General features: G+C 37.9%; 11 protein-coding genes. 2 read left to right on the top strand and 9 right to left on the bottom strand.

Annotated elements, in window-relative coordinates; genetic code table 11:
* The first annotated feature begins 1 nt into the window (after position 1).
* Entirely contained in the window at positions 2–538 is a 537-nt protein-coding gene (locus ACZZZW_RS15125) for a hypothetical protein (RefSeq protein WP_463494588.1), read from the top strand.
* Between the two features lie 766 nt (positions 539–1,304).
* On the opposite strand, the gene ACZZZW_RS15120 is transcribed toward ACZZZW_RS15125, so the two are convergent.
* The 9 genes from ACZZZW_RS15120 to ACZZZW_RS15080 all read right to left on the bottom strand — a co-directional run bounded on the left by ACZZZW_RS15120 (position 1,305) and on the right by ACZZZW_RS15080 (position 18,901).
* A complete protein-coding gene (locus tag ACZZZW_RS15120; protein ID WP_463494586.1) occupies positions 1,305–3,515 on the bottom strand; it encodes an alpha-galactosidase in 2,211 nt (736 codons plus the stop codon).
* Between the two features lie 47 nt (positions 3,516–3,562).
* On the bottom strand, positions 3,563–5,605 hold the full coding sequence (locus ACZZZW_RS15115) for an alpha-amylase family protein (protein ID WP_463494584.1): 2,043 nt from the start codon (positions 5,603–5,605) through the stop codon (positions 3,563–3,565).
* 8 nt (positions 5,606–5,613) lie between these two features.
* Positions 5,614–7,947: a glycoside hydrolase family 95 protein gene (locus tag ACZZZW_RS15110; protein ID WP_463494582.1), complete on the bottom strand. Its 2,334-nt coding sequence runs from the start codon at positions 7,945–7,947 to the stop codon at positions 5,614–5,616.
* Positions 7,948–8,202: 255 nt separating this feature from the next.
* Positions 8,203–9,423, bottom strand: coding sequence for a DUF4998 domain-containing protein (locus ACZZZW_RS15105; RefSeq protein WP_463494580.1), 1,221 nt, complete (start codon positions 9,421–9,423; stop codon positions 8,203–8,205).
* Positions 9,424–9,451: 28 nt separating this feature from the next.
* Complete coding sequence (locus ACZZZW_RS15100) at positions 9,452–10,687, bottom strand: DUF5000 domain-containing lipoprotein (RefSeq protein ID WP_463494578.1); 1,236 nt, start codon at positions 10,685–10,687, stop codon at positions 9,452–9,454.
* Positions 10,688–10,705: 18 nt separating this feature from the next.
* Positions 10,706–12,637 carry a RagB/SusD family nutrient uptake outer membrane protein gene (locus ACZZZW_RS15095; RefSeq protein WP_463494576.1) on the bottom strand — a complete coding sequence of 644 codons (1,932 nt, stop codon included), beginning with the start codon at positions 12,635–12,637 and terminating at the stop codon, positions 10,706–10,708.
* Positions 12,637–15,888, bottom strand: a complete 3,252-nt coding sequence (locus ACZZZW_RS15090; RefSeq protein WP_463494574.1) for a SusC/RagA family TonB-linked outer membrane protein — start codon at positions 15,886–15,888, stop codon at positions 12,637–12,639. Before ACZZZW_RS15090 ends, ACZZZW_RS15095 begins: the two co-directional genes overlap by 1 nt.
* A 388-nt stretch (positions 15,889–16,276) precedes the next feature.
* Positions 16,277–17,869: a solute:sodium symporter family transporter gene (locus ACZZZW_RS15085; protein ID WP_463494572.1), complete on the bottom strand. Its 1,593-nt coding sequence runs from the start codon at positions 17,867–17,869 to the stop codon at positions 16,277–16,279.
* Positions 17,870–17,878: 9 nt separating this feature from the next.
* Entirely contained in the window at positions 17,879–18,901 is a 1,023-nt protein-coding gene (locus ACZZZW_RS15080) for a GntR family transcriptional regulator (RefSeq protein ID WP_463494570.1), read from the bottom strand.
* Positions 18,902–19,233: 332 nt separating this feature from the next.
* On the opposite strand from ACZZZW_RS15080, the gene ACZZZW_RS15075 reads away from it, so the two are divergent.
* On the top strand, positions 19,234–19,434 hold the full coding sequence (locus tag ACZZZW_RS15075) for a hypothetical protein (RefSeq protein WP_055909822.1): 201 nt from the start codon (positions 19,234–19,236) through the stop codon (positions 19,432–19,434).
* Positions 19,435–19,636: the final 202 nt, after the last annotated feature.

Below are 19,636 nucleotides of genomic sequence, written 5' to 3'. Positions count from 1 at the left end.
TATGAAGGATAAAAATCAGAATTTATCAGAAGCAAACGTTGATGATAAGCACCACTTAGAAAAATTAGAAATTTTACAAAAGTCAAAGGAAATTGTAGGAAAGCAACTTTTTATTGATGGTTCAGACGGCTCTTTGAAAGTAGTTGATGAATTGAAGGAACTCGTAAATAGGCAAATCGAAGATCCATCGGAAAAATATGATCTATACTATAACAAAGTCAAGAATTTACTACGTCGGTATCTTCCTAAAGGCAAAGGGTTTGAAAGTGAGCGCAAAATAATTTATGAAGAGCAAAACATCTTTTTAACTAGAGGAAAAGCTAAAAATAAGTCTGGAAAAAGAGGTGCAGATAGCCGCATGAGCTATAATGATGATATGGGTGAAATGGCTGTTATTGTGACGGAATGGATTTTGACAAATATGGATCCAGTTGACCTCTATATTTCACTTTATCAATTGAACAAAAAATATGGTTACGGTCACCAGCAGTATGACGAAACTAGCATCTCTTTCCAAAATAGCATGGATGGGTTGTAGTATAAAGTTATTATCTAACTTGATTGATAGAAAATCATTATTTTTTGAACACGTTGGAATTCGCCTATAACATACTCCAACGTGTCCCAACTATGAGACTAACTTTACCAAATTCTACTTGCTTTGCTTTACTTCCTCTGTAAACTTCAATATGGCGTTTATATAAATTTGCACTTTCATTTTAAAGCGTTTTAAGCAACTTTACCATTTTAAACATGTTATTGGCGTTTAAATAGCAAATCGTTGCTCTAGCGATTTAATAAGCTTATTTAAAGAATATGATACCAAATCAATTATGCACTATCCTGTTCAGGCGCGCTTTACAACCAATAATGTTGCAATAGCACCAAGCAACACCACCATTTCGCAAGGCGATATTAATTATGTGAAAACGTATTATCCTGGAAGAGGATAAAAATATTGAAAAAAGATAGTTTACTTAAGAGATGCTAAATTTTATTTAGCATCTCTTTGCATATTGATCCAATAATAAATTGAGTAAAGAAACGTGAAAAATGCTTCGTGCCTAACAATGTAGACCGCTCCAACGTAGCCGAGAAATTAACATAATAGATCTCTCCATTTCACTGCGTTCCAGTCGAAATGACGACGCTTTTTATTAGAATCTGTCAATGGTAGCGTAGTCGAAGGCCCTTAGCCAAATCGTCATTCTAGAAGCCTTTTCAGCTTAGAAAGTTATCTCTAAAACAATGACTAGCATGAAAAATTGCTTCATCGTCCTCCTGGCAATGATAATCGCTCAATTTTACTTCACTTCCTCAAACTTCAGCACTACACTGGTCCTATCCGTGTTTAAAATTGGGTTAAAACCTACATTCATTAAGAAATCTCCTGTATAAGTTTTACTGCCATCAATTGGCGATTTCGTGCCCGGAAAAAGATTAATTTCATTAATCTGATATTTTTTATTGGCATCCAAACCGTTTAATTTAACCGGATACTTGCTGCTTTCACCATAACGGTAATTTACTTGGTAATTAAAAATTACACCTTCGGTTTTCTCTTCGTTAACATACAACATTGATGCTACACTCCCGGAACGTGGATCGGCTAAACGGTACTGATCGCCCTGCCAGATGATTGCTTTCACATCGTTGTAATTTTTAATGGCTTCCTGACAAAACTGAAGTTCTTTTTCGGGTAATTTACTCACCACAATATCGAAACCCAGCTTTCCCATCATGGCTACATCTGTTCGGAACTTGATAGATTGTTTGCCCCAATCGGTAACATGGTTTGAACTGCTCACGGCAGGATAGAAATAAGAATATTCCCATTGCATAAAAATCCTTTCTAAGGGATCGGTATTATCGCTCGGCCAAAATTCTGTAAAATACTGTAAAGCACCATAATCTACCCGGCCGCCACCACCAGAACACAACATCATTGGTACGGTTGGGTATTTTGCACGAATGCGTTGTAATACACTATATAATCCCCTTACATAATCGATATAAAAATGCGACTGGTTTTTTAAATGTGAAGAATAGGCATTATAAATTACCGCATTACAATCCCATTTTATATAAGCCAACTCAGGATTTTTGGTAAACAGACCATCAACCACGCTAAAAACAAAATCTTGTACTTTGGGGTTCGAAAGATCAAGTTCCAATTGGTTTCTGAAATAATGTTCTGGTCGGTTAGGTTGTTTTACTACCCAATCTGGATGCTTCTCATACAGTTCGCTTTTTGGGCTTACCATTTCAGGTTCAATCCAGATACCGAATTTAGTACCAACATTATCGGCTTCCTTTACCAGTGAAGAGATGCCGTTTGGCAATTTCTTTTTGTTTTCCTGCCAGTCGCCCAAAGCCGCATGGTCGTCGTTTCTTGGATATTTATTTCCAAACCATCCGTCGTCGAGCAAAAATAAATCAACACCTAATTTTTTAGTATTCTTTAATAAATCAGCGAGTTTCTGTTCGTTAAAGTCGAAATAAGTAGCTTCCCAATTGTTCAGGAGTGTTAATCTACTGCCATTACCCTCAAGTATTTTATAGTTACGTGCCCAGTTTTGTAATTTTCTACTGGCATCTCCTTTACCCTGGTTGGAAAAAGTGTATAAAAATGCTGGTGTAGTAAATAATTCACCAGGTTTTAAGCCATAAGGTGAAGCATAATTGTTCATTCCGGCAATAATGCGCAGGTTATTTTGATAATCAAGCTCCAGGTCGATTTTAAAATTTCCGCTCCATTCCAAAGCGCCATACAACACATTACCCTCATTTTCTTCTGCAGGTTTATCAAGCGAAATCATAAAAGCCGATGGCTGGAAAAGATTGGCCCTTGTACCAAGTTTACTATCCAATGTTTTAATGCCGTGTGTAAGTTCACTTTGTTCAGGCTGCATTTCCTTTGCCCAATCACCATGGTACTGGTTAAGCCAAAAATGTGGCGATTTAAGGTGCAAATTGGCTGATGCATACTTATTTAATGTCACTATGCCTTTTTCGCTGTGTTTAATTTCTGTCCACTGTTCAATTACATCCTGCTTGTAAAAAGATTTATAAAATAATGTTACCTCAAAATTATATGCAGGATCTTTCAACCTTATTTTTAACAGGCTTACGTTATCATCAATGGCAGTAACAGTATGATCAACGTAACTTAAATCGAGCGAATTGTTGCCATCGGCATGTGTAACACTTATGGCAGGCTCCACCAGGTTTCTCGATCCCGAAGGAGTGTAGGCAGCATTAAGTTGTTCACTATAATCGTCTGTCTGCTTATATTGACCGCTAACCTGGATATATTCTTCTTTATTGGCTAGTTTTTTACCAAAGAAAATAGTTTTAAGATCTTTTTTTGCATCTGCCTGTAAAACCAACGCATTATGAGCGGTTTCAATAGGAATTATGGTTTGCGCATTAACAGTTGCGAGGGTAAAAAGTGAAACGGCGATTGCCACTGCGCCATGCTTAAAATAACTGGTAAGTTGATGTAATCTGTTCATTTCTTTCAATAGTAATTCAATAATGTTTTATAGATATTTGGTTGATTTTAGGGCTTAAGTTTTATTTTAAAAATAACAGCATCTTTGGCTTTTAGGTTAATTACCTGGTTATTTTTAAGGGGATTAGTTTCTTTGATTAAAAGGTTTTCTGAAAGGTAAACTTCTGTTGCGTTTAAGCCTATTCTCGAAAAATCGATTTTGTAACCTTTCGCTTCATTTTCGTAATTAAAAATAGCGAGGTATTTTACACCGCTAATATCTTTTATAAAAAGTTGCGAAGCAGATTTACCGCTATTACCTTCAACGGGAACAAATGCCTTTCCATCTTTCAAAACATTTAAAATTTCGCTGTTGTTCAGCAAATGCTGTGCGGTGTTGGTCCATTTACCCTTGCGCGAAAAATCATCGCCGGTAATGCAGGTTCCGGTAACAATGGCCGATAAAAACCTTGCTGTATTTTCACCTTCAGATTGATCGCCAAAAACCACATGGTCGGCATCAATATAATCGTAAAGGTAAGTTTGCCACCAGCCGTTACTTACGCTATTTAGAGTATATTCGGTATCTTTTATTGATTTAAATGCATCACAGGCAATTCTGCGTACATGTACATAACGTCCTGAAGCCAAACTTGGCGATATGGCTGCGTACACCAGCATTTTACCATCCAGCTGTTTGAGCAGAAATTCCATACCTGCTTTGTAAGCCTGCATACCTGTTTTAATTTTGGGATCGTAAAAACGGTCTGATTCTATTGCTGCATGACCTAAAAAATCAATCTTGATCATTTCGAAACCACATTCCTTAAACTTATTAATTACGGTTTTAATGCGCTGTTGGGTACCAGGATGTGTGGGATCCAATGCCCGGGCACCATCAAGATCGTGGTATGCGCCGCCAACTTTTGTCCACATGCCCTCAAAAGTATAAAAACTGCCATCTGCTACACGTTTTCCACCCGCAGCAAAGCCCCAATCAACAAAAGGCGCCCAGTATATACCGGGTTTCAATCCTTTAGCCTTTGCATGGTCGGCAAAGGCTTTAAGTTTTGAGTAATCGCCATGTAAACCTCCATTTAAAAGATTGTCCCAATACGAATCCAGGTCGATATATGCCACATCACCAATTCTGAAGGCCTTCAAACTATCGGTAAAAAAATCTGTAACCTGGTTCGCCTTTTCTAGGGTTATCTTTTCTTGCATGGCACCCCAGCTGTTCCAGCCTACAGGTGTGGCCGCTTTCCATTTAAAAACAATTGGTGGTTCAGCTATACGGTTTGCTTTCGCATAAGTTTCCATTCCCTCGCGCCAGTCAACAAAAACACCAAAAAACACCTTTGGCGAACTAATGGCATCTCCTTTTAAATAACCATGTTCAATTTTATCGCGGGTAATTTTTTCATCGGTAAACCCGGAAATGGCTTGCAGACTTATATTTTTATCCTTATCCATAGCCGTAATGATGCCAGTTTTCCAATTCTGATGTTCTACTGAGCCAATTACAATACCTTTTCTAGATAAATCATGGTATAAAACTGTAACTTCTGCACTTTGGTTGGTTGTATTACTTTTCAGCGGGCTGGCATTGTACGAAATAAAGGTATCGTTATCAAAGGGAACAAATAAACTTGTGGGTGTATCCAAAGTGTCGTCATCAATCAGCGATCCACTTAAAGGTACCATGTGGTTACTCGATAAATCAGCTCCTTTTAATGTAATTTCGATCAAAAAATAATCAGCATTGCTATAAGTATAAAATATTTGAAGCATATCGGGTAAACCTTTCTGCTTTAAATGAAAACTATATTTAAAACCTTTTCCAAATCCATCTTTAATTGAAGATTTGGTATAGCTAATTTGTTTGTATTCTTTCGAGCTCACTATCTTTTGATTGATATTTGCCTGAGAAAAACCGTTTAGCAACAGGTTATTGCTTCCATTGTACACATTAAAAGTACCGGTTTGCAGGTTATAATCTATTTTTCCGGCTTTGCCATAATTTATAACCGTAGCAAAAGCCGGATTGATTAGAAAGAGCAATATGCTTGATATTAAAAGCGACTTATGCCTGAATAAAAATTTAAAAATCATGTTCAGTTTTAAAGTTTAACCGATGTGATGGTGGTCAGTTTTCCGTTTATTTTAACTTTTACCTTTTGGGGTAATGCCGAAGCTATTTTATAAGAAGTGATTTTACCATTTTTCCAGTTCATATCCACTGTAAAATTGCCTCTGGCTTTTAATCCCTTTATTTCGCCAAATGTTTTCCAAGCATCAGGAACGGCAGGTAGCAATTCGATAAAACCATCATGACTCTGGATCAGCATTTCGGCAATGGCCGCAGTGGCACCGAAGTTTCCGTCAATCTGAAATGGTGGTCCGGCTGATAACATGTTCGGATAAACACCGCCACCGGCTCCATAATTGATATCGGTGCGTAAAGTAGGTTTTAAAATCTCCCTAAAAAGTTTAAATGCACGGTTACCATCCTGTAATCTTGCCCAAAATATCTGTTTATAGGCAATAGACCAACTTGGGCCGTCATCTCCTCTTACTTCAAGTGTTTTTTTAGCGGCTTCGGCCAATTCCGGCGTTGATGTTGGTGTAATTAATCCGGCCGGATAAACGCCATATAAGTGTGAAATGTGGCGGTGCTGTGGATCGGTTTCCTTATAATCTTCCAACCACTCCTGTATACGGCCATCTTTACTAATTACCCCCACAGGTGGAATAGATTTTAGTTTTTCTTGTAACGATGCACTGAATGCTGCATCTACCTTAAGCAGTTTTGCTGCGGTAATAACGTTATTAAAAAGCTCCCTCACAATTTGGTTATCAATGGTTGGTCCCATTGAAATGCTTGCTGTTTTCCCGTTTGGTAAATAGAAGCTATTTTCGGGCGATACCGATGGAGAGGTAACCAACCAGCCCGTTTTCGGATCTTTAACCAATGCACTCTGGTAAAATGCTGCCGATCCTTTTAAAATTGGGTAAATGCTTTTCAGGTATTTTAAATCGCGACTGTAAGCAAAATGATCCCAAAGGTTGCTGCATAACCAACCCGAACCTGCATTTGAAGCACCCCATGATGCACTTTCTCCGGGCTCTGTAAATCCCCAAACATTTGTAATTACATGTGCAATCCACCCATCAGCATTGTAATAAGCTTTTGCTGTTTTTGCACCATTTGCAGTTAAATTTCGTACTAATTCTGCCAGTGGAAGATTAAGTTCAGAAAGATTAGCAGGCTCAATAGCGAAGTGGTTCATCTGTACGTTAACATCCAGGTGGTAATCTCCATTCCATGGTGTGTTGATCTGATTTGCCCATAAACCCTGAAGATTTGGAGGTAAAAGCCCAACCCGGGTGCTACTGATGCTTAAATACCGGCCAAACTGGAAAAATAATGCGCTAAGTGATACATCGTTTTTGTAATCTTTATAAAAGCGTTCTAACCTAACATCTGTAGGCAGTTTTGCTGCATCACCTTCACCCAAATTAATTTTTAAGCGGTTAAATAACTTACCGAAGTTTGCACGATGATTGGCCAGTTCAGTTGCAAAAGCTTTCTTCTTTGCTGCCTGAAGTATATTTTTTACGTTTGATTCGAAATCAGAATGAATAAAATCAGTTTCAGCGGCAACATAAATGATAACTTCGGTTGCATCTTTAATTTTAAGTATGTTGCCCTGGCTCGTAACCTCGCCATCTTTATGTGTTGTGCTCACCCGGCTCATGTACTTCATGCCTTTTCCATCGGTTCCGTTATCTAACTGACCGAACATCAACAATTCATTGCCCTGGCTGGCAAGTGTTGCCTTTTCGGGTCTGTTAATGGAAATGTTGCAATTTAGTTTTTTAGGCTGATCGGATGTTATGCGGATAATAGCAACATCATCATCAAAACTGCAAAAATATTCCCGCTTATATTTCACACCGTTGAGCGTAAATTCAGTAACAGCTACTGCCTGATCGAGTGATAAAGTCCTTTTATAGGCTTCGGGGTTTGTTTCCTTAACTCCAGGATATTCGTACTCAAGCTGTAAATTGCCCAAAGTTTGATATTTACCCCAGTTTCCCCCTCCTGAGCCCTGCCCTTTGCATACAAAATTGCTGTTAACCAATTCTTGCGCTTCATCATTTTTGCCTTCAAGAATGAGTTGTCTGATTTTTGGCAAACTCTTATAGGCTTCATAATTATTGGCATCCTGTTTTCCTCCACTCCACAAAGTAATGTTGTTAAGTACTATGTTTTCTTTATCGACGCCTCCATCAGGCGTCATACCGAGTTTACCGTTGCCTAAAGGAAGGGTTTCTTCCCATATTTTGGCAGGTTTATCGTACCAAAGCAATAGCGGCTTTTGTTGCGCCATTGCATAGTTAGCCGTTAAAAAGAAGAATAGTGAAGTAATGATCAGTAACTTTCGATGCATATTTGAATTTGTGTGTTATTGTAATTTGTAATGGATTTAAGTTAATAAAAATCCTCTTGCTGAATTCATTTCAGCATCTATTATATATCGTACACCCTTTAATAAATTCAAGGTAACGACAATTAATTAATCCCTTTCTACTAAGGCAATCGTCATTTCGACAGTAGTGAAACGAGGAAGAGAAATTTATTAAGACAGCTCTCTCCTATCTTAACATCCGGCTGCGTTACAGTCGAAATGACGACGCTTGTGTTGTTACTGTTTGTTCCAGAACCTGATTTCACTCATATTGCTATAATTTCCATCTCCAGTTGTTACATGTTTAATCCTAATGCGAATATAACGAATCGGTTTACCTGCATTATCTAACTCAGCAGTAAAAGCATTTTTCCCGTCATCCGTTCTGGTTACATCTTTTAATAAAGTCCATCCTTTGCTTATTGCTTGTGCAGGCCAGCCATTATCACTTGCCGATAATGTTGTGGTGGCGTTGCTTAAATCGGCTGTGCCCCAAACTTCGAAGCGATCGGGATTATTACAGCAATCTCTTCCGGTTTCTTCTATACGCGATAAATTAGTATAAATTTTACCTAAATCGAAGGTAATTACATGTGGCATACCGCTGTTACCTGCACTGTGAAAAATATTAGGATAACTCTGCGGACCAACACTTCCATCCCAAAGCTTGCTGATGCTTGTGCCAGACTCATAAGTTTGTGCATCGCCAGGCAAACGTACTTCTGCAAAAAGCGAACGGTCGCAAAGTACATAAGTAAAAATTTGAGGAAAGGTAGAAAAATCGCTTACGGCAAACACATCTAATGATCCCTTACCTGGAATATAAGATGATTTGTACAATATACTTGTTCCTGCTTTATAATCGGTTAGCGTAAGAGCTGTATCTGCGGGCAAAAGTGTTTTATCTATGGTAGCACCCGTGGTATTGGTATAGCGAACAATGGTATTTACATTAATGGTATCTGGCGTTTTAAAATTTAACTGTACAGATCCGTTTCCATTTAGAACATAGGGATTTGTTGCGTTATAAGGCCTGTTTAATAGTCCTGATTGATATAAAGGGCCATATACCCTAACGTTTCTGGCTTCAATCGGGATCGATTTATGGCCTTGTGCGTCGTAAGAATATACGGTAAAAGTATATGTATATTCTTTTAAGTTGGGAATGGTTACTTTAATGGTATCTAAAGGATTGTGGCTACCAGAATTCACCACTACTGAATCGACATTGTTGTTCCAGTAAACCACATATTTACTAATGCTTGGATCCGGACTTGGGTTCCACCATAAAGCTGTTCTTAAATTACCTGGTTTGGTTACAATATTGGCTACGCGACCAGGATAAACAATCTCACCATCTTTTAAATAGTCTTTAAAGGCAAGGTCATCTTTTGTGCAGCTGATGATTATTGTTATCAGTAACAATAGCAACCCACTAATTTTATATATATTTTTCATAACTGAAATTTATCTTTTGTATTCATTATTACCGTGGATCGCCATAAAATGCCATTTCCATTGCGTGAGCAAAAGTACCGTTAGACCATGTTGTGCTTACAGACAAACGGATATAACGCGCTTTAGGGGCGGTAAGCGGAAAATTGAAGCTTACACCTGCTTTTACAAAATCATTATCTGCGGTGGTGTGTGCTACAGGGGCTAAGCCCGAAGGTGGATTTGGAAAATTATAATTGCCCATGTTAACCCAATCTCCGATTACCGTACCAACTGGTGCTGATAATGGCAGTTGCGCATCTCGTGGGTTGGATAAATCAGATCCCCAAATTGAAAATACTTTTGGGTTTCCATGTCCGTAGGCATATTTATCTCCACCATCTGGTCGCTCCCATAAAATAAATCGGCTTAATTTTGCACTGATGCCTAAGCCAAAGGTGGCTATTGCAGGCATTGCACCACCTGGCGCGGTGTGCCATCCGTTCGAGTTGCCATCTGTTTTACCATCCCATAAATAAGGAAGATCCCAGCCATATGCAATCTCACCATCCGAAGGAAGTTTGTATTGAAAGAACCTATTCCGATCAAGTATGGTTTCAAAAAATGGTGTGATCGTTTTGTACGTTGTATCGGAGATATTTCCAAAATTATCAGTAACATAATAGCCGATTTTCTTTGGAATTGGTGCATAACCTCTTACTGAATAGGATATAGTATCGGTTTTACCATAGTGCTGATCAATCACATCAGATACATTGGCATCATTTACACCTAAAACAATAACACCTAGATTGTTTTTTAATGGATTAAAGCCGGTAATTTTTATCCCGCCAAAATCTGCCTCAGCGTTAATGGTTGGTTTGGCTAACAAATATGGTGGTGTATCAGGATTTACCTTTACCACTACAGGATCTGATTTAACCTCTGCCCTGCTTACCGCATACAAAGTAACCTCGTAACCTTGCTTTTTCGCGAAACCATCTACCATAATCGAATCAGAGTAATAACTCGATTTTGTTTCTCTGGTGGTTACGCCATTTATTTTGTAACTGGCCAGTACATACAATAGATTTTTTGAATTTGGCAATGCATAGGTAATGTATGCGCCACCGTTAAAATTTTCAACTTTAATATTGGATACTACACCTGGTTTCGTCATATCTGAAGAAGCAGGATCGTTATAGGTTTCCATCTTTTTGCAGGCAGCAATGCTCAATGCCATGGAAATTATAAGGACTAAGTAAATACTATTTTTAATATTCTTCATGTCTTTAAATATTTTAAACTACCAGTAAGGGTTTTGAACTAAATTTGGGTTAACCACCAAATCGTAGCTTTTAATTGGCCACAAATAATCTTTTAAGCCAAAAACCGGAATAAACTGCGTTGTTGGACGATAATAGTTAATTGCTTCGGCATTATTAATGCTCCAACCTTGGATAGGGTTGTTCAATACCGCCTGAAGCTCTTTCCATCTTCTTAAATCCCAGCCACTCTGGCCTTCAAAGCACAATTCAATCCGTCTTTCCTGGTGAATAATCTGCCTTAAACCATCTTTGGTGCTAAATTTATTGGGGTTTCTTGAAAAGTTGGTCCATGAGGCCTGTACACCTTGTAAACCAGCCCTTTGTCTAACCTTATCAATATAAGTGAATACTTCTGCTGTTGGTCCGTTTACTTCATTTAACGCTTCAGCGTAAAGGAGATATAATCCCGCTAATCTAATCAATGGCAAACGGAAGGCAGAAGGCTGAAAACCATCATCATAAACTGAAGCATAGCTTACCAATTTTTTAGGCCAGTAACCTGTAATGTTTAATCTGATGTTATCACTCGGTGCAGCAAAACCGTTACCTCTTGCTGATACATAGTATAAAGGATTTGAAGGATCATCCTGATTGTTTCGTCCGTTTCCGAACCAAATTCCACCATCGAAAGCAACATCTGCGTAAAAACGGGTTTCTCTTGCAAAATGACCTTTTATCGTTTCATATCCTTGTTGTATATAGTATCTACTGGCATTATCGCCAGCTTTTATAGTATTTCTACCTGCATAATCCCATGTTTTATCTTCAGTAATTGGCACACCATTTACGGTATAAAACAGCTCTTGCGTACTTATTGGAGCAGAAAATGTTGAAGGATTTGAAAAATTATTTACTGCTGATTTAGCAGTTAACCTCGGAGTTGCAAATCCCTGGTAATTAAACTCAGGGTTTGATGCCCAGATGATTTCTGAGTTTAACTCCCATCTTTCTGCTACAGCATTTTGTACATCAAGCTGTCTTTTTATTGAATCAGATAATTTGCCAACGGTTGATGGTGAAGTGAAAGTATATAACTTAATTCCCTGTGCTTCTGCTGCAGTAATGGCAACTTTGGCAGCATCAGCAGCTTTCTTCCATTTTTGTGCATCATAAGCGGACGGAAAAAGACTTATTCCTTCTTTATCTTTAAAGCTTATATAATCAGGATTACCGTTAAAAAGTGGACTAGCTGCTGTTGCCAACACATCTGCCTTTACCGAAAGTGCAATTACGCTGGTTACTCTCCCCAACTCTGTAGCCTGGCTGGTAATTACTGCTGGTAAATCAGGAATTGCTTCGTCTAAAAGCGATACGATATAATCAACCGATTCATCAACTGTAGCACGTTTGATTCTTACCTCGTCAGTAGCACTATTTATAGCTAAATTGTTTTTAATCAGCGGTATTGGGCCATACATTTTAAACAAAACATAATGATAATAGGCTTTTAAAAACTTAGTTTCGGCGGTCCAGCGCTTTTTTTCTGTTGCACCTAAATCAATTGGCTTGTCAATATTTTCCAGCATGATATTACAAATCCTGATGGAGCGCCAAAGGCTATAGCTTCCTTCTTCACCATCCCAAGTATTTAAACCTGGTTTTGCAGCTGTCTGAGTTCCGCGCAGCAAATTAAAGCCGGTTCTGTTAAATCCTTGGAAATTATCAAGAGTATTGGAATATATCAATTCTGAGGATGTAGTAAAACTTGGATTTGAAGCTACATCGTTCATCCTTTGTAAATAGGCATAACATGAGTAAAGGTAATTTTCTGCTTCATTTCTATTCCTAAAAGCATAGTCAAGCGTACCAATATCATCAGGGGTTACATCCAGGTATTTTTTACAGGATACAGTGCTGCAAAGGATTAAAACAATGCAGCTGTATTTGAAATATTTTTTTATCGTTTTCATTATAACGTTACGTTAAGACCAACATTGAATACCTTTTGTATCGGATAGGCAAAGCCGTTTCCACCTTGTTCGGGATCCCACATTTTAAACGGACTCCAGGTTAGGAGATTCAGTCCATTGAAGTAAATCCGGCAGGAATTAAGCTTAATTTTTGATGAAATTCGCTGAGGGAGGGTATAGCCAAACTCCACTGATTTTAACCTCATCAACCGCCCGTTTCTCATCCACCAAGTACTGGTTTGTGCATTGTTTTCTAAATCGGCACTGTTTACAGCCAATCTTGGATAAAGGGCATAAAGATTCTGGTTTTCTGGCGACCAGTGATTATCGGCAAAATCTTTAAGCAATTGGGTATTTCCTATAATGTATTGCTGGTTACTGGGAACAAATGGACTTACCCGTGTTGGATCGATAAAGAAAGTCATTCTATCCTGACCAGTAAAAAAGGCAGAAAGATCGAAACCTTTGTATGATGAACTAAATCCAAAACCATATACTACTTCCGGAGATTGAGGAAAACCTATATAAGCCTTATCCGCCTCGTCAATTCTACCATCATTATTTAAATCTCGGTATTTAATATCGCCGGCACGGGGAGCCTTACCATTTGCAGAAAAGATTTGTGTGGGTGAATTTTGTACTTCTTTATCATCAACAAACAAACGTTCGGCAATGTAACCATAGTTCCTGCTAATGGGCTGCCCTGTAGTATATCTATAAGATTCTGCCCATTGCGGTTCTTCATAATTAATGTACTTATTTTTAGCAAAAGTTAAGTTAGAGCGTACAGCAAACGAAAATGCATTTACATTAAACTTGTAATCTAATGATAAATCAATACCTCGCGATCTAGCCTCACCAACATTTGCTCCCACACTGGCTTCTAAACCAAGTGTAGTTGGCAGATTTGCACGGCTCATGTAAATATCATAACGATAGTTATTGTATACCTCTGCAATTAAATTCAGGTTTTTGAACAGTGTAGCTTCCAAAGCTAAATTGGTTTGTTGTGATGTTTCCCAGGTAACATCTTTATTTTCATAATTTTTAATAAATACCCCACTGCGGTTAGAGCCACCATTGAAACCAAACTGAGCATAATTTCCGCCACCGTTTAAATTCACATCAGAGATATAAAAGAAACGTTGTGCTCCAATAGCATCGTTACCCACAATACCATAACTACCTCTTAATTTTAAGCGATTAACTACATTGGAAATTCCACCCTTCCAGAATTCTTCATTAGAAAGCACCCATCCTGCACCAATGGTTGGAAAAAAACCAAACCGATGATCTTCCGAAAACCTTTCAGATCCGTTATAGCCAAAATTGGTTTCAACAAAATAACGGCTCTTGTACGAATAAGTTAAGCGTCCGGCTAAACCCAGGTTTCTGTAGGGAAGCGAATTTTGTAATGAACTTGCATTACTAAACACAGTTTGTTGTGCGGTACCGATTACTGTGCCACTTACATTATGGTTGCCAAAAGCCTTATCATAATTTAATGATGCCTGTGCATACAGGAAAGTATTGATATTGGTATTGCCGGGGTTATAAGACAGGTATTCTTGTGCAATATTGGGTGCACCATCAGTTACAGATGAATTAAGCCAATTTAAAACATAGGTATTGCTTTGTTTATCATAGGAACCAATATTATAGTAAAAAGGTGAATAGGCTCTTTGCGAATCAAAATAAGAATACCGGTTTGTGCTAAAAATAGATTTGAATGAAAGACCTTCTGTAAAAAAATCTAATTTTTGATTAACTTCAAACTGGGCAGACATGCGCGATTCGGATGAATTCTTGTGGCCGCGTAACATAGCAGCATAGGGATTATTATCCAGAATACTGTTAACTCCCGCTCCACCTCTATTTCCGAATAAAATATGCTGAGCATTCTGATTGGCCGCATCAGCTGGATAAAATGCAGGAAATGAAACTGGACTTGTATGTACAGCGATATTGTATAAATCGGTAGAAAATCCGCCATCTGTAGCCAAAGGCCCGTTATACTCACTGAAATTACCGGATAAACGCACCACCATTTCTGTTGTTTTGCTTAAATCTATATTAATGTTAGACCTAAGTTGATAATTGCGGAACTTCACATTATTATCGTTGTTATTCCGCTCATCTTCTTTAAGTATGCCATTATCAAGGTTATAAGAGCCTGCAATATAATAACGGGCTACGCCACCGCCTCCGCTAATACCAAGATTAGCCCTTTGCGTACTCGTGCGTTTTTTAAACAGCATATCAAGCCAATCAACCGCTGGGTAAACATATTCGTTATAACCAGGGCTTTTATTAATGGTAGCCTGGGTATTTATAATCTGGTTAGGCGTAAACATAGGATCCATTCCTCTTCCAATAGTGGCTTCATTAAAAAGCCTCATGTAAGTAATTGGATCTGCAAGTTGTAAACTCTGAACTGACTGAGATGCAGAATTCTCCAAACGGAAACTAATTTTCGCCTTCCCTTCTTTACCTGATTTAGTTGCAACCAAAATTACGCCGTTTGCTCCCCTTGCGCCATATAATGCTGTAGCACTTGCATCTTTAAGGATAGAAAAACTTTCAATATCATCTACCTGAAGCCTTGCAAGGTCAGAACTTGTTAGTTCAACGTTATCAATTAAAATTAGCGGATCTTGTTTATAACCAAAAGTAGTTACCCCGCGGATAAAGAACTGCGAATTATCTTGTCCCGGCTGTCCGCTACGCTGGTAACCGATTACACCTGCAATCTGTCCCGAAAGTGCATTGGTTAAATTACTTGAAGGGATTTTAAGGTTACCTACTTTTACTGTAGTAACCGAGCCTACTAAAGCTTCTTTGCGTTGCTTTTGGCCAAGGGCGGTAATAACAACCTCTTCAGAAAGCATGTTTTCTTCTGCCAATTTAATGTTTAGTACGTTAGCTGTACCAACAGTGGCTCTTTGTTCGCGATAACCCACGTATGAAAACCGAAGGATTTCTCCCGGAGCTACGTCGAGTACATATTTACCATTATTATCGGTTTGGGTACCCACATTAACCTTGTTCACTACTGCCACGGTTACACCCGGAAGCCCTACTCCCAAAGTATCCGTAACTTTACCTGTAATGGTTTTCTTTCCCACCTGGGAATAACCTTTTACAGGCATAAAAATCAGGAAAAATACAAGTACCGAACCTGCCGATACCAATGCATTTTTTAGCCTGCCAGACACCGAAAGGTGCCTAAAAAACAAAAATAATTGCTTCATTTGCCAATTAGCTTTTAAATGATGAATTAAAAAATTGTAGATAGATGTGAATAGACAGGAATTAATCTCTTTTAAGATTTTGTAACTCTGTTCGCCATCTTTTTGCAATCGAAGCAAAGGTTTGCATTGCTGCACATGTAGTAAAATTTCTCATAATTTTGGATTATTTGGTTAATAGAAAATATGCTCAGGATTGAAGAACAGTTACTTAAACATCTTATTTGCCCTATGCCCTTTTTTTAAGGAGAAACAAAATGGTTAAAGAAAGATCACAAATTGTAATTTTTGACCTATCCTATCCTATCCTATTATTTTCTGATACAATGATAAACAAAATAATTAATAATCCAAGTTTCTTAAATAAAACGTTTAAGAATAATCAATCAGCTTAGGCCAGTATGTAGCTTGAAAAAATGAAAAAGACGAGTGCCATGAGCGAAATTAATACTGCATGGTAATAATGCCTGCTGCGCCATGGAATTATTTCTATTTTATTATCCAATACCAATGTGTAAGGACTTTGATTGGGATGCATTTTGGAAATAATGAGCATTAATGCGATGGTGATTAAGAAAATAATGGCAAGTGTGTGCAGGTAATGAAGGTGAATGGTAAATACCCATTCGCTTAATACGTAACAGGTGATAAAGAAAATCATTCCGATTTTAGCCGCTATGGGGGGCATTTTTTTGGTAATAAAACCTAAAAAAATGATTGTAAAAATTGGCAGACTAAATATTGCGCTTATTTTTTGGAGGTACTCGTAAAAACCATGTTTAGAGAAAATTATAAATGGCGCAAAAACCATTGCAAAAAGTGAAACCGCAATTTGAAACAACCGCCCTGTACGCAATAAACTTTTATCTGAAAGGGTTTGGCCTTGTTTTTCTTTAAAGGGTTTGTATAAATTTAAAAGAAATAAAGTACTCGAACTGTTTAACCCGGCATTAAAAGTGGTAATGGCAGCACCGAAAAGCACACAGGCCGATAAACCGGTTAATACCGGAGGCAACACATCTTTAATCAGCAGCGGAAATACCTGGTTGGTATTGCTCAAAATGGGGTACAAGTGTACAGCGATTAAACCCGGTATATTAATCAGTAACGGACATAGCAATTTGGCAAAACAGGTTAACGCAATTCCTTTCTGCCCCTCTTCCAAACTTTTGGCCGCCAGCACCTGCTGAATAATGTACTGCTCCATCCCCCAGTAATATAGATTAACAATCAGCATTCCTGTAAACAAGGTCGAAAATGGTACGGCATCACTGCTATTCCCAATTGAGTTTAAGTGTTCTTTTTTACTAGAAAGTACGGTAGAAAGTCCGCCAAAGAAATCGCCATTTCCCAAATAACGCAATCCATAATAAGGCAGGGCTATAATTAAAATGAGCATACCGGCACTCAGCACAGTATCAGAAATGGTAATTGCTTTAAAACCACCTAAAATGGTATAAACCGAACCGATTAAACCCATTACCCATACAAATATCCATATACTTTCCCAATACGACAGGTGAAAACCCGAAAGGTTAATCAGGTTACTAAAAGCAACGGCCCCACCATAAAGTACCGATGGAAGCAGGTTTATGATGTAACTAAAGAGAAATACGACCGATACGAGCGTTTTTGTTTGCTTGTCGTAACGTTTCTCTAAAAAATCGGGAATGGTGCGGATGCCAGTTTTGAAATAAATAGTAATAAAAAATTCGGATACAATGATCATGGCCAGAATAGAAGAGATTCCCCACCCTATTACCGACATGTTATTGATGTAAACCGATTCGTTTTCGCCGATAAACTGATTGGCGCTGATGTTGCTAAAAAAAAGCGAAGCCCCAATAATAATAAAACCGTTTGTTCGGTTGGCGAAGAAAAAGCCAGTGATGGTGGTGCGCTGTGTTTTCCTTGTTTTAAAATAGGATATTGCTGCGGCAAGTACCGTAAACAAAATAAAGCTGATGATTGCTGTAGTACCCACGCGATGGTGTTAAAGAGAATTTCTTCTGATAAGTTTATTTTCCATTACATGTTTTATAGGCTTCAGGTTGAGCACAAATTCGGCTGCTAAACGGCCCATTTCGGCAAAATCAATCGAAAATGTGGTAATTCCATCAAAAATGATCTCTTTTACGTTATCATCGTTATGAGAGAGAATGCCTAAATCTTTGCCCACTTTCAATCCCTTCACCTTGGTATCTTTAAGCATTTCCCAAAGTTCGAGGTTGTGAATGGTAAAATAAACCTTTCCGCGCTCAATGCTGCCCGGTTCATAACTGTTTTTAATTACCCCGTTAATTTTAAATTCTTTCACAAAACGTTTAAAAGAAAGCAGTACTTCATTCGGTTCGGCCGATGATGGTTTAAAGAAGAAAACAAACTGAGAAAATTCTTTGATCCTGGAGGCAAGTTGTAAAAAAGCGTTGTATGATGCTTTCTTAAATTCTTGAACGATGTACGAATATTCGCCTTTAAGTGCTATGTACCGATCTACGATGAGCAACTTTTCTTTAGGTAACTGTTCCAATACCGCTTTGGCAGCCTCACTTTCTATCGGGGCTACAACATACAGGCCGTACTGCCCTTTATTGCTGTTAATGATCGATTCGAATACACTAAAATTGTTGTGGTGGAAATATACATCAACCTGGATGTTTTCGCCTAAATGATCACGAAAATTCTGGTAAAAAGTCTCCTGGAAAGTATCAAATGCATAAATTAACAAACAAACTTTAAGGTGTTGCTCGGTATCATCAGTAGCTACAAAATAACCCATCCTGTTTTTCGACTCCAAAATACCTCTGCTAATCAGCTCCTTATAGGCCTTACCGATGGTTTCTTTAGCGAAACCGGTTTCTCTCATCATTTCGTTTACCGAAGGCAAAATATCGCCCTTGGCAATTAACTTATGGTTTAAGCCATTAATGATTCCCTGTACAAGCTGTTCGTGCTTCGAGAAAGAATTTATGATGCTCAACTCTTTGATTTCATTGAACAGCTTTTCCTTATTCATGCAGCAATATTTGGTTTAATCGATTTATAAGAGGTTAATTAGGCCGAAATATATAAATTTAATCATGATAATGTATGTAATATTTATCATGCAAGCCGATCTTGCAAGGCTGATCTATTAAATGATCATTAATTTTTAAATAGTAATTTACTATTTAATGCTGCTATAACCAACGCCATGGTATTTGCCGATTATTTTAAATGTAGCCTAGATAGTGTTATGCTTATGGCTATTAATTGCTAATAAGATAAAACTTTGTAACAACTAGGCTTCAAAATCATCTAAAACTTTTAGTGATTTTGAAATGTTAATTATAAAAAAAAGAAAAGAACATGGGAATTTTAAAAACAGCAATTATTGGCGCTGCAGTATATGCAGGCGTTAAATATATCACCAAGAAAGATCCAATCACAGGACAATCAATCGTAGATGAATTATTGGATAAAGCACCGCAATGGGCTGATAAGGCAAAAGGATATACTGAAGACTTAAAAAACAGGGCAAGCAATGCTGCTGAAGATTTAGCGAGATGAATACCTCGAAAAAAAGAGGAATCTCCAGATGTGAGGTATCTCTTTCTTTGAAGATTAAATAAAAAAAAGCGTTCCGATTTAATTTTGGAACGCTTTTTTTATTGGAATTCTACTTTTACCTTTCATTGATAAAATCTATCCATCAATCGTTATTTTATCCAAAGCAAAGCGGAGAAATCTTATAACAAACCCTTCAACACTA

The organism is Pedobacter sp. AC379 (assembly GCF_979258145.1).
Note: the sequence above shows the minus strand (reverse complement) of the source record. Positions and strands in the feature narration are given on the sequence as shown.